Source organism: Alsobacter soli (assembly GCF_003004785.1).
Lineage (GTDB): Bacteria > Pseudomonadota > Alphaproteobacteria > Rhizobiales > Beijerinckiaceae > Alsobacter > Alsobacter soli.
Window position 1 is genome coordinate 1 of record NZ_PVZS01000013.1, and the last position, 12,069, is coordinate 12,069.

Here is a 12,069-nt window from a genome sequence, read left to right on the forward strand (position 1 = left end):
CGGGACGAGCCCGGCCATGACGGAGAGGGAAGGCTCCAGGTGGCAAACGAGCCGAGGAGGCCCCGCCCTACTCCACCGTGACCGACTTCGCGAGGTTGCGCGGCTGGTCGACGTCCTTGCCCAGCGCCACGGCGGCGTAATAGGCGAGCAGCTGGACCGGGACGGCGTAGACGATGGGCGCGAAGTCGGGGCCCATGTTCGGCATGACGACGGTCTCCAGCCCCGCGAGGCCGGATTCGGCCGCCGCGTGCTCGTCGGAAATCAGCACGATGCGTCCGCCGCGGGCGGCGACTTCCTGCATGTTGGAGACGGTCTTCTCGTAGATCGCGTCTCGCGGGGCGATGACGATCACCGGCATGGTCTCGTCAATGAGCGCGATGGGGCCGTGCTTCAGCTCGCCGGCGGCGTAGGCCTCGGCATGGATGTAGGAGATCTCCTTGAGCTTCAGGGCGCCTTCCAGCGCCATGGGGTAGCTCGTGCCGCGGCCCAGGTAGAGCACGTCGGTGACCTTCGAGATGTCGCGGGCGACGTGCTCGATGGCGTGCTCGTGCTTCAGCGCCTCGGCGATCAGGCCGGGCGCGGCGATGAGCTCGGTGACGAGCCGCAGGCCCTCCGCCTCGGACAGCGTGCCACGCTCCAGGCCGGCCGCCACGGCGAGGCAAGCGAGCACGGTCAACTGACAGGTGAACGCCTTGGTGGAGGCGACGCCGATCTCGGGGCCGGCCAGCGTCGGGGCGACCACGTCGCTCTCGCGGGCGATGGAGGAGGTGGGCACGTTGACCACGGAGAGGATCTTCTGGCCGTTCTCCTTGGCGTAGCGCAGGCTCGCCAGGGTGTCGGCCGTCTCTCCCGACTGGGAGATGAACAGCGCCAGCCCCTTCCTGGGCAATGGAGCCTCGCGGTAGCGGAACTCGGAGGCGACGTCGATCTCCACCGGCAGCCGGGCGAAGCGCTCGAACCAGTACTTCCCGATCAGGCCCGCGATATAGGCGGTGCCGCAGGCGGAAATGGTGAGCCGGTCGAGGTCCTTCCAGTCGAACGGCGTCTCGAACGGCAGCCGGACGCGGCCGGTGGCCATGTCCAGGTAGTGGGCCAGGGTGCGGCCCACCACTTCCGGCTGCTCGTGGATTTCCTTCGCCATGAAGTGCTTGTGCGCGCCCTTGTCGACCAGGAAGGCGCCGGCGGTGGTCTTCTGCCTGGGCCGCTCCACGATCTCGTTGGCCTCGTCGCGAATCTCCGCGCCGCCGCGGCGCAGGATCGCCCAGTCGCCGTCCTCCAGGTAGGTGATGGTGTCCGTGAAGGGCGCGAGCGCCAGGGCGTCCGAGCCCAGGTACATCTCGCCGTCGCCCCAGCCGATGGCCAGCGGCGCGCCGCGGCGGGCGCCGATCAGGAGATCGTCCTGGCCGTCGAACACGAAGCCCAGCGCGAAGGCGCCCCGGAAGCGGGGCAGCGAGGCGGCGACGGCCGCGACGGGATCATTGGTGCGGCGCATCTCGCGGGAGACGTACTGGGCGACGACCTCGGTGTCGGTCTCGGAGTCGAAGCGCACGCCGTCGCGCTCCAGCTCCTCGCGCAGCTCGCGGAAATTCTCGATGATGCCGTTGTGGACCACGGCCAGCTTGTCGGTGGCGTGGGGATGGGCGTTGCGCTCGGTCGGCTTGCCGTGGGTGGCCCAGCGCGTGTGGCCGATGCCGATCGTCCCGCTCAGCGGCTGTTCGCGCAGCCGGGCTTCCAGGTTGCGCAGCTTGCCTTCGGCGCGGCGGCGCTCGAGATGGCCATTCTCCAGGGTGGCGACGCCGGCCGAGTCATATCCCCGGTATTCCAGGCGCTTCAGGCCGTCCACGATCATGGGCGCGACGGAAGACGTCCCCAGAATCCCGACGATGCCGCACATGCCTCTGCTCCCCTGGCCATTATCGATAAGCCTGTGCTTAAGGCTTACGCCTGCTTCGCGCAAAATCACATTGAATGACGAATGGTAACAGGCGCCCTTTGGTGGGCGGTCGCCCTCATCCGGCGCCGCGAACGCGAGCCGGCCCCCTGTTCCCGGCACGGGGAGAGGGCTGGGGTGAGGGGCCGAGACGCATAAAATACAACTGCACTCGCGCCGTGATGCGTGGCCTGCGAGGCCAGTCCGCCACAGCATTCTATCATGCGGGGGCATTCCAGGCAGCAGATCGGGCGCGCACGGCGACTGCGTCGCGACATGACCGATGCGGAGCGCAAGCTCTGGATGCAGTTGCGCGATCGGCGGATGGTGGGATTCAAGTTCGTACGACAGGAGCCGATCGGACCTTACATCGCCGACTTTTGCTGCCGCGAGGCGCGCCTGATCATCGAACTTGATGGGTCCCAGCACGCTGCAAGCTGACGGGACGCCGTCCGCGACGCTGCGCTTCGAGACGCGGGCTACAGTGTGTTGCGGTTTTGGAACCATGAGGCGCTCCAGCACATGCAGAGCGTGTTGGACACGATCTATGCTCGGCTGACAGAAGCTTGATGGCGCATGTGGCCCCTCATCCGGCGCTTCGCGCCACCTTCTCCCCGTGCCGGGGAGAAGGGATCAACCGGCGCCGCGGGCGCGAACCGGCCCCCTCTCCCCGGCACGGGGAGAGGGCTGGGGTGAGGGGCTAGCCAGGCCGCCCGTCTCGACGCCATTAGCACCGGCCCCTTATCCGGCGCTGCGCGCCACCTTCTCTCCGCACCGGGGAGAAGGGATCGAGGGCGCCGCCTTGACGCGCCCTGCCCGCTCGCCGAAAAGAAACGCGCGCAGCCGGACCCATGCGATGACAGCCGTCACCCTGATCGACAACTACGACAGCTTCACCTGGAACCTCTACCACGACCTCGGCAAGCTCGGGGCCAAAGTCAGGGTGGTGCGCAACGACCAGGTGACCACCCGCGAAGTGTTGGCCGGCGCGCCGGATGCGATCGTGCTGTCGCCCGGGCCGGGCACGCCGAGCGACTCCGGCATCATCCTGGACGTGATCGACAAGGCCGCGGGGGAGATCCCGATCTTCGGCGTGTGCCTCGGGCTGCAGGCCATGGGACAGGCGTTCGGTGGCGACGTGGTGCGCGCGCCGTTGCCGATGCACGGCAAGGTGTCGACCATCCATCACCGGGGCCAGGCGGTGTTTCGCGGCATCAACGGGCCGTTCCGGGCGACGCGCTACCATTCCCTTGTCGTGAACCGGGACAGCTTTCCGGGCGACCTCGCGGTCACGGCCGAGAGCGAGGATGGGCTCGTGATGGGGCTCTCGCACAAGAGCCTGCCGGTGCACGGCGTGCAGTTTCACCCGGAGAGCATCCAGTCCGAGCACGGGCTGACGATCCTCAAGAATTTCCTCGACCTCGCATCCGAATGGAATAAGACGAGACGCGGGCGGGCCGTCGCCTGAGCCGCTGCGGAGCCTCGCCATGGACGCCTTCAAGCCCATTCTCGCCAAGGTCGCGGCCGGCAGCCCCCTGTCGCGCGAGGAAGCCGAGCACGCCTTCGACACCATCCTGTCGGGCGGGTCGACGCTGGCCCAGACGGGCGCCTTCCTGATGGCGCTGCGCGTGCGCGGCGAGACTGTGGACGAGATCGCCGGCGCGGTCTCCACCATGCGGGCCAAGATGCTGCGGGTGCAGGCGCCGAAGGACGCCATCGACATCGTCGGCACCGGCGGCGACAACTCGGGCAGCTACAACGTCTCCACGCTGGCCGCCATGATCGTCGCGGCCTGCGGCGTGCCGGTCGCCAAGCACGGCAACCGGGCGGCCTCTTCGAAGTCCGGCGCGGCTGACGTGCTCATGGCTCTCGGCGTCAAGGTCGGCCTCGAGCCCGAGAAGGTGACCCACTGCATCGCCGAAGCCGGCGTCGGCTTCATGTTCGCGCCGACCCACCACGCCTCCATGCGCCATGTCGCCCCGGTGCGCGTGGAGCTCGGCACGCGCACCATCTTCAACATCCTCGGCCCGCTCTCGAATCCCGCCGGCGTGAAGCGCCAGGTGCTGGGCGTTTTCTCCGAAAGCTGGCTGCAGCCGATCGCTGACACCCTCAAGGTGATGGGCTCGGAGCGCGTCTGGGTCGTTTATGGCCGCGACGGCCTCGACGAGATCACCACGACGGGCGAAACGGCCGTCGTGGCGCTGGAGAACGGCGAAACCCGCCGCTTCGTGATCACGCCCGAGGAGGCCGGCCTGGAGCGGGCGCGGCCGCAGGATCTGAAGGGCGGCGAGGCCGACCACAACGCGGCCGCGCTGCGCGCGGTGGTGTTCGGCGAGAAGACGCCCTATCGCGATATCGCCGTGCTGAACGCCGCCGCCGGCCTCGTGGTGGCGGGCAAGGCGGCCTCCCTGCTGGAAGGCGCCACCATGGCGCAAAGGGCGCTGGACTCGGGAGCGGTCAAATCGGTGCTTGACCGGCTTGTCGCAGCCTCCAACGACTAAGCGCCATGTCGGACATCCTCGCCAAGATCGAAGCCTACAAGCGCCAGGAGATCGCGGCGGCCAAGGCGCGCGTCTCCCCGTCCGAGATCGAGCGACAGGCGCGCGAGGCCGCTCCGCCGCGCGGCTTCGTACGGGCGATCGAGGCCCATCTGGCCGCCGGACGCCCGGCGTTGATCGCCGAGATCAAGAAGGCCAGCCCGTCGAAAGGCCTGATCCGGCCCGACTTCGACCCGCCCTCCCTGGCCAAGGCCTACGCCCAGGGTGGCGCGACCTGCCTGTCGGTGCTGACCGACGAGCCCTCGTTCGGGGGAAGGCCGGAATTTCTGTCCGCCGCGCGCGAGGCCTCGGGCCTGCCGGCGCTGCGCAAGGACTTTCTGTTCGAGCCCTACCAGGTGTTCGAGGCCCGCGCCTGGGGGGCGGACTGCATCCTGGTCATCATGGCGAGCCTGTCCGACGACGCCGCGAAGCTGCTGACCGACACCGCCCATGCGCTCGGCATGGACGTGCTGGTCGAGGTGCATGACGCCGCCGAGCTCGAGCGGGCCCTGCCGCTCGGCACCAAGCTCGTCGGCATCAACAATCGCAACCTGCGGACCTTCGAGGTGAGCCTCGCGGTGTCGGAGGAGCTTGCGAAGCGCATCCCGGCCGACCGCATCATCGTGGGCGAGAGCGGGATCTTCACCCATGACGACGTGCAGCGGCTGCAGGCGTCGCGCATCTACGCGTTCCTGGTCGGCGAGAGCCTGATGCGGCAGGCGGATGTGGCCGCCGCGACGCGGGCGCTGCTGTTCGGGGACGCCGCCCAGGCCGGCGCGGCATGAGCGAGCTCACCCATATCGACGCCAGCGGCGCGGCCAGCATGGTCGACGTCTCCGAGAAGGCCGTCTCCTCGCGGGTTGCCGTGGCGGAAGGCCGGGTGGTGATGCTGCCCGAAACGGTGGCGCTGATCCGGGCCGGGGACGCCAAGAAGGGCGACGTGCTCGGCGTGGCCCGCGTGGCCGGCGTCATGGCCGCCAAGAAGACGCACGAGCTGATCCCGCTCTGCCATCCGCTGATGGTGTCCAAGGTCGCGGTGGACCTCGCGCTGGATGACGCCCTGCCCGGCGTGCGCGTGACCGCGACGGTCAAGGTCTCCGGCCAGACCGGCGTTGAGATGGAGGCGCTGACCGCCGTGTCGGTCGCCTGCCTCACGATCTACGACATGGTGAAGGCCGCCGACCGCGGCATGCGCATCGAGGGCGTCCGCCTGCTGGAGAAAGAGGGCGGCAAGTCCGGCTCCTGGCGCGCCGCAGACTGACACGCAGCGAGGACCGCATGGCCGCTTCCGAACCGCTTCTGTCTGTGGACGAGGCGCTGGCGCGCGTGCTGTCCGCCGCCCGCGAGCCCTTGCCGGCCGAGGACGTGTCAGTGGCCGACGCGCATGAGCGCACGCTGGCCGAGCCCTTGCGTGCGCTGCGCACGCAGCCGCCCTTCCCCGCTTCCGCCATGGACGGATATGCGGTTCGCGCCACGGACGCCCAGGCGGGCGCGAGCCTGGCGGTCATCGGCGAGGCCCCGGCGGGTCGCGCCTTCCCGGGCTCGGTCGGGCCAGCCCAGGCGGTGCGCATCTTCACCGGGGCGCCAGTGCCGGAGGGGGCCGACGCGATCCTCATCCAGGAGAACGCCACGGCTGCGGATGGGCTCGTGACCGTGAACGTGGCGCCGCAGCCGGGGCAGTTCGTCCGCCCGGCGGGGCTGGATTTCCGCGAGGGCGAGGCCATCCTGCCCGCGGGCCTGCGATTGGCGCCGCGCACGGTCGCGCTGGCGGCCGCCATGGGGCACGCGCGCGTGCGCGTGCGTCGGGCGCCCCGCGTGGGCATCCTGGCGACCGGGGACGAGTTGGTGCGCCCGGGCGAGGAGGCCCGGCCGGACCAGATCGTGGCCTCCAATACCTACGCGCTCGCAGGCCTCGTCCGCCGGGCCGGCGGGATTCCGCTCGACCTCGGGATCGCGGGGGACACCTTCGCCGCGCTGGAAGCCGCCATTACGCGGGCCGTGGAGGCCGGCGCCGACGTGCTGGTCACGCTCGGAGGCGCCTCCGTGGGCGACCATGACCTGGTGCAGTCCGCCCTCGCCCGCCGGGGCATGGAGCTCGGCTTCTGGCGCATCGCCATGCGACCCGGCAAGCCGCTGATCTTCGGCCGGCTCGAGTCCATGGCGATCCTGGGGCTGCCCGGGAATCCTGTCTCGTCCATCGTGTGCGGGCGGCTGTTCCTGCTGCCGCTGCTGCGGGCCCTGCAGGGCGATCCCCATGCGGCGGAGGATCCCAGCGAGCCGGCCGTGCTCGGCGCGGAGCTTCGCGCCAACGACTCACGCCAGGATTACCTGCGCGCCCGGCTGGAGCGCGACGCGGAAGGCGCCCTGCGCGCCGTCGCCTTCGGGCGGCAGGACTCGTCCATGCTGCGCCTCCTGGCCGAGGCCGACTGCCTGATCGTGCGCCCCCCGCATGCGCCGGCCGCCCGGGCGGGAGATCCCTGCCGGATCGTGCGGCTTTAAGCGGCCGGCCTGCCCCGGGGCGGCCGGGTTCGCCCGCTCGGCCACTGGGTGGGATCTTCCCGATGCAGCCGCCGCTACGAGAAGACGCCCCAATCGCAAACAAGGCGCTCGGCGCCATTGCGGAACAGAGATCGAACATGTATGGTTTGTTCGTGATTTGTTTTGGATGAGTCGGCTGCAAGGCCGTCGGCGCATCCTGCAGCGGGGCCTGACCGCCGATGTTGACCCGAAAGCAGCACGAACTCCTGCGCTTCATCCACGACCGCCTGCGCGAGGACGGCGTGCCGCCCTCCTTCGACGAGATGAAGGAGGCGCTGGACCTCCGGTCCAAGTCGGGCATCCACCGGCTCATCATGGCTCTCGAGGAGCGCGGCTTCATTCGCCGGCTACCCAACCGGGCGCGGGCCATCGAGGTGGTCCGGATGCCCGAGCAGGCGCTGCCGACCCCGACGCCGCGGGGCAAGTTCAATCCCAGCGTGATCGAAGGCAACCTCGGCAAGGTGCGCGCCAAGATCACCCCGTCCGAGGAGGCCAACCAGAACGTGGCGATCCCGGTCATGGGGCGGATCGCGGCGGGCACGCCAATCTCGGCCATCCAGTCGCGCTCGCACACGATCAGCCTGCCCCCGGACCTGCTGTCCACGGGCGAGCACTACGCGCTCGAGGTGCGGGGCGACTCCATGATCGAGGCCGGCATCCTGGACGGCGACACGGTGGTGATCCGCAAGCAGGAGAACGCCGACAACGGGGACATCATCGTCGCGCTGATCGATGACGAAGAGGCGACCCTGAAGCGCCTGCGGCGGAAAGGGTCGTCCATCGCGCTCGAGGCGGCCAACCCGGCCTATGAGACGCGCGTGCTCGGGCCGGATCGCGTCCGGATCCAGGGCAAGCTCGTGAGCCTGGTCCGGAAGTACTGAGGCTACCGCCGGCGGGGCTACCTTCGCGGGGTGAGGCCACGCGCCGGAGAGGCTCGCGTCCGCGAGCGGGCGGGCGCGGTCAGCGGTCGGGCGCGAAGGCGTCTTCCTCGCCATCTTCTCCGGATTGCGGCTGCGCCGGGTCGGGAGCGGCGCGGCTGGTCTTCGACGGTCCCGGGGCCGCCGCCTGTGCGCTTTGTTCGGGCTTGGCTGGCGCTGGTGATCCCTTCGCGCGATCTGCTGGAGGGGGTGGAGACGGCCGGCGCGGCAGCCAGGGGCGGTCGCGCAGGTCACTGCGCTCCGTCGCGGCCGTGAAGCCCTCGGCCATGGCGGTGAGCGCCGTGGCTCCGCTCGCCTGAAGCCGCTTGCGATCGAGAACGAGAGGCCTGTCGCACCAGGCAGGCGCCGTCAGCGGCGTCACGATGACGGCAGCCCGGCGGCAGTCATCCTCGAATGCCATCGGGCTGAGCGCCTGGGACACGGCGCGGCCATCCGGGAGCCGCACCACGCAACCCTGCGGGTCACAGCGAACAGGAGCGCCCAGCGAGGGGTCGCCTGGATCGCGCATGTCGCCATCGGCCCTGAGCCACTGCTCGGTGACGAATGCGCCGGCCTGGCGTCCCACGATGGCCAGGCGCCCATCGGAAGCCCGGACCGCAAGGGCCCTGCCGTCACGCGCGACCACGATGTCTGGCGCGTGGGCGTTGCCGGCCAACCCGATCCCGGCCGCGGCGAAGGCGAGACCGCCCCAGCGCAGGCCGGTACGCCACAGGGTCAGCCACAGGATCGCGAGCGTGAGCAGGAGGACGGCGCCCACCCCGAAGGCGGGCATGGCCTGCGTCGAGCCGGGCCAGGATCGCACCTTGGCGGCGATGCGAAGCATGCCCTCCACGCCCCATCCCATGGCCTGCCAGACGGGGCCATCCCAGCCGAATGGATAGGCGACCGCCCCAAGCAGGGCGGCCGGCATGATGATCAGCGACACCAGGGGCAAGGTGAGCGCGTTGCCCACGAGCCCGAAGGGCGTGTAGCGCTGGAAATGATAGAGGCCGTAGGCTCCCGTGGCGGCCTCCGCCACAAGCGTGGAAAGCACTGTTCCCACGAGATGATGGCGAAAGGCCCGCGCGAGCCGGGCGAGCCAGCCGCCCGGTGGCGCCTGCCTGGCCTTGGGCTCGGGCAGGCCAAGCCCGGTGAATGTCCCCGCCTCCGGGTCGGCCCCGGACTGGCCCGGGCGCTCGAACACCGCGATGAGCGCCGCGACCGCGGCGAAGGACATCTGGAACCCCGGCGCCAGGACGGATTCCGGCTCGATCAGGAGGATCAGGATGGCGGCGATCGCCAGATTGCGCATGGACAGCGCCGGCCGGTCCACCAGGATCGCGCCGAGGAGCACGAGCGTCATCACCAGCGAGCGCACCGTGGCCACATCGCCGCCGGCGAACACGGTATAGCCCGTCCCCGCAACCATGGCGCAGGCGGCGGCCCACTTCTTGATGGGCCGGCCAAGCACCATGCCGGGCGACAAGGCCAGCGCGGCGCGGACAATCCAGAACACCATGCCGGCGGCGAGCACCAGATGGAGCCCGGAGATCGACACCACGTGATAGATCCCTGCCGCGCGCAGGTCGTCGTTGGCGTCTTCTGGGATCAGGCCCCGCTTGCCCGTGACGAGCGCCGCGGCGACGCCGCCGGCCGCTCCACCGATGCTGCGGGCGATGCGCTCGGTCATATCATTGCGAGCGCGGTCGACGGCGGCGAGCAGGCGCAGGTCTGCCGGCGGCTCGGGCGCGCCGGGCTCGAGCTCGATCTTGCCGGCCAGAGACCCTACCGCCCCGATGGCGCCGAAATACGCGTCCCGGGCGAAGTTGTAGCCACCGGGGCGCGACGGCTCGGGCGGCGGCAGGAGGCGCGCGGTGGCGCGAATGGCGTCCCCGGGCTTCACGGACGGGCGATTGGGCGTCGTCACCCGGACACGGTAGGGGATCTTGTCAGGCGCGAGCCCCTCCAGCGACAGGACGCGGATCATCAGCCGCCCCCCGGCCATCCGCGTCTCGGCGGCCTCCACGAAGCCGGTGAGCTTGCCCACGCGAACCCGCTCCAGCGCGGGCGCGGCCACCAGGCGCGTTCGCGACGCCGCAGCCACGAAACCCGCGAACACGGCGGTGACGCCAACCGCGGCCACGAAGCCCAGACGCGAGCGGGACGACAACTTCAGCGCCGCGGCGGCCGCCAGCGCGCAGGCGAGCGCGGGCGCCCAAAGGGCTGGCTCCTGGTCCGCGGCGAAATAGAGCAGCACCCCGAGGCCCAGCGCCGCCGGGAGCCACAGGAAAAGGCGGCGCTCCTCGGCCTCGCGCTCGAACAAGCGGCGCAGGCCCGCGCCGCCGGCCGCAAGCGCCTCGCCGAGCGACGGAAGAGCGCCCGCGCCGCCGACCAGCCGGCCGGCCCGCAACGCCTGCGCGACCGCGCGCGCACGGTCCGCCGACGTACCGCCCCGCCCCATTTCGAAAGCCCTGCGCCCGGCCCTTAACCTTGCCGGGCATTGATGCTACAGCACCGCCTCTTGCGGACCAGCGACGGGCAGTTGCATCGTCCGCCACCTCTTTCTCGAGACGTTCACCCGATGTCCGCACCCGTCGTGACCCGCTTCGCCCCCTCGCCGACCGGCTTCCTGCATATCGGGGGCGGCCGCACCGCGCTGTTCAACTGGCTCTACGCCAAGCGCTTCGGCGGCAAGATGCTGCTGCGCATCGAGGACACGGACCGCGAACGCTCCACCGAGGCGGCGATCGCCGCCATCCTGGACGGTCTGCAGTGGCTCGGGATCACCTGGGACGGCGACGTCGTGTACCAGTTCGCGCGCGCCGCACGGCATCGCGAGGTGGCCGAGAAGCTTCTGGCCGAGGGCAAGGCCTACTACTGCTACGCGAGCCCGCAGGAGCTCGAGGAGATGCGCGAGGCCGCGCGCGCGGCCGGCAAGCCCATGCGCTACGACGGCCGCTGGCGCGACCGCGACCCCAGCGAGGCTCCGGCCGGCGTGAAGCCGGTGATCCGCCTCAAGGCGCCCACCGAGGGTGAGACCGTGGTCGACGACCAGGTCCAGGGCCGCGTGACCTGGCAGAACAAAGACCTGGACGACCTGGTGCTGCTCCGCTCCGACGGTACGCCCACCTACATGCTCGCGGTCGTGGTGGACGACCACGACATGGCGGTCACGCACGTCATTCGCGGCGACGACCACCTGACCAACGCAGCCCGCCAGACCCAGATTTACCAGGCCTGCGGCTGGGACATCCCCATGTTTGCGCATATCCCGCTCATTCACGGGCCGGATGGGGCGAAGCTTTCCAAGCGCCATGGGGCGCTCGGCGTCGACGCGTACCGCTCGCTGGGCTACCTGCCCGCGGCGCTGCGCAACTATCTGGTCCGGCTCGGCTGGAGCCACGGCGACCAGGAGTTCTTCTCCACGGAGGAGATGATCGCTGCTTTCGACCTGTCAGGCGTGGGCCGCTCTCCGGCGCGCTTCGACTTCGCCAAGCTGGAGCACCTGAACGGCCACTACATGCGGGCGAGCTCCGACGAAGAGCTCGTGAAGGCGATCGAAGTGATCCTTCCGGAGGTCGGTCCCGCCAAGGGCGCCCCGGCGCAGCTGTCTCCCGAACTGCGAGCGAAGTTCGTGGCCGCCATGCCCGGCCTCAAGGAGCGCGCCAAGACTCTCGTCGAGCTCATCGACAGCGCCTATTACCTGTACGCCCAGCGTCCGCTCAGCTTCGAGCCAAAGGCCGAGCAGTTGCTGGCCGACGGCGGGCGAGCCCGCGTCGCGGCCCTCTTGCCGGCGCTGAAGGCGCTCCCCGAGTGGACGGCGGCGTCCACGGAAGGCGCCGTCCGCGCCTTTGCGGAGGAGACCGGGGCCAAGCTCGGCCAGGTGGCTCAGCCGCTGCGCGCGGCGCTGACCGGCCGGTCGACGTCGCCCGGGCTGTTCGACGTCATGGCCGTGCTGGGGCGCGAAGAAAGCCTGGCCCGGCTGGAGGATCAGGCCGCCAAGGCCTGACCGGTTGCGAGGGGCGCGCTCCGCGCGCAGCCGCCCGACTTTCGGTGTGGTTGAACGCCCTTCGCAATTGCGATAGCAAGCGCAAGACTTCTAGCGAACTCACTGCGATGGTGACGGGAAGCCCCTGAGATGAGGGCA

The 12,069-nt window shown here is 70.4% G+C and carries 9 protein-coding genes and 1 pseudogene; 8 read left to right on the plus strand and 2 right to left on the minus strand.

The features are described 5' to 3' along the window. Window positions 1-67 precede the first annotated feature (67 nt). Window positions 68-1,894 (minus strand): glutamine--fructose-6-phosphate transaminase (isomerizing), encoded by a 1,827-nt coding sequence (glmS, locus tag SLNSH_RS13120; protein ID WP_106337461.1) that lies wholly within the window; start codon window positions 1,892-1,894, stop codon window positions 68-70. A gap of 339 nt (window positions 1,895-2,233) precedes the next feature. Between glmS and SLNSH_RS13125 the strand changes: the two are divergent. The 7 genes and pseudogenes from SLNSH_RS13125 to lexA all read left to right on the plus strand — a co-directional run bounded on the left by SLNSH_RS13125 (window position 2,234) and on the right by lexA (window position 7,886). Then, window positions 2,234-2,500 (plus strand): annotated as a pseudogene (locus SLNSH_RS13125) (endonuclease domain-containing protein). A 286-nt stretch (window positions 2,501-2,786) separates the two neighbouring features. Further along, window positions 2,787-3,398: an anthranilate synthase component II gene (locus tag SLNSH_RS13130; protein WP_106337462.1), complete on the plus strand. Its 612-nt coding sequence runs from the start codon at window positions 2,787-2,789 to the stop codon at window positions 3,396-3,398. 19 nt (window positions 3,399-3,417) lie between these two features. Next, entirely contained in the window at window positions 3,418-4,431 is a 1,014-nt protein-coding gene (trpD, locus tag SLNSH_RS13135; RefSeq protein ID WP_106337463.1) for an anthranilate phosphoribosyltransferase, read from the plus strand. 5 nt (window positions 4,432-4,436) lie between these two features. Continuing rightward, entirely contained in the window at window positions 4,437-5,252 is an 816-nt protein-coding gene (gene trpC, locus SLNSH_RS13140; RefSeq protein WP_106337464.1) for an indole-3-glycerol phosphate synthase TrpC, read from the plus strand. Beyond that, window positions 5,249-5,728, plus strand: coding sequence for a cyclic pyranopterin monophosphate synthase MoaC (gene moaC, locus SLNSH_RS13145; RefSeq protein WP_106337465.1), 480 nt, complete (start codon window positions 5,249-5,251; stop codon window positions 5,726-5,728). Before trpC ends, moaC begins: the two co-directional genes overlap by 4 nt. A gap of 17 nt (window positions 5,729-5,745) precedes the next feature. Next, window positions 5,746-6,966, plus strand: a complete 1,221-nt coding sequence (locus SLNSH_RS13150) for a molybdopterin molybdotransferase MoeA (protein ID WP_106337466.1) — start codon at window positions 5,746-5,748, stop codon at window positions 6,964-6,966. A gap of 218 nt (window positions 6,967-7,184) precedes the next feature. Beyond that, window positions 7,185-7,886, plus strand: a complete 702-nt coding sequence (gene lexA, locus SLNSH_RS13155) for a transcriptional repressor LexA (RefSeq protein WP_106337467.1) — start codon at window positions 7,185-7,187, stop codon at window positions 7,884-7,886. 79 nt (window positions 7,887-7,965) lie between these two features. On the opposite strand, the gene SLNSH_RS13160 is transcribed toward lexA, so the two are convergent. Next, window positions 7,966-10,383, minus strand: coding sequence for a ComEC/Rec2 family competence protein (locus SLNSH_RS13160; RefSeq protein WP_106337468.1), 2,418 nt, complete (start codon window positions 10,381-10,383; stop codon window positions 7,966-7,968). A gap of 120 nt (window positions 10,384-10,503) precedes the next feature. On the opposite strand from SLNSH_RS13160, the gene gltX reads away from it, so the two are divergent. Beyond that, window positions 10,504-11,931 (plus strand): glutamate--tRNA ligase, encoded by a 1,428-nt coding sequence (gene gltX, locus SLNSH_RS13165; RefSeq protein ID WP_106337469.1) that lies wholly within the window; start codon window positions 10,504-10,506, stop codon window positions 11,929-11,931. Window positions 11,932-12,069: the final 138 nt, after the last annotated feature.

Coding starts and splice junctions, on each gene's coding strand:
- glmS (WP_106337461.1), bottom strand. CDS start 1,894: ATGTGCGGCATCGTCGGGATTCTGGGGACGTCTTCCGTCGCGCCCATG.
- SLNSH_RS13130 (WP_106337462.1), top strand. CDS start 2,787: ATGACAGCCGTCACCCTGATCGACAACTACGACAGCTTCACCTGGAAC.
- trpD (WP_106337463.1), top strand. CDS start 3,418: ATGGACGCCTTCAAGCCCATTCTCGCCAAGGTCGCGGCCGGCAGCCCC.
- trpC (WP_106337464.1), top strand. CDS start 4,437: ATGTCGGACATCCTCGCCAAGATCGAAGCCTACAAGCGCCAGGAGATC.
- moaC (WP_106337465.1), top strand. CDS start 5,249: ATGAGCGAGCTCACCCATATCGACGCCAGCGGCGCGGCCAGCATGGTC.
- SLNSH_RS13150 (WP_106337466.1), top strand. CDS start 5,746: ATGGCCGCTTCCGAACCGCTTCTGTCTGTGGACGAGGCGCTGGCGCGC.
- lexA (WP_106337467.1), top strand. CDS start 7,185: ATGTTGACCCGAAAGCAGCACGAACTCCTGCGCTTCATCCACGACCGC.
- SLNSH_RS13160 (WP_106337468.1), bottom strand. CDS start 10,383: ATGGGGCGGGGCGGTACGTCGGCGGACCGTGCGCGCGCGGTCGCGCAG.
- gltX (WP_106337469.1), top strand. CDS start 10,504: ATGTCCGCACCCGTCGTGACCCGCTTCGCCCCCTCGCCGACCGGCTTC.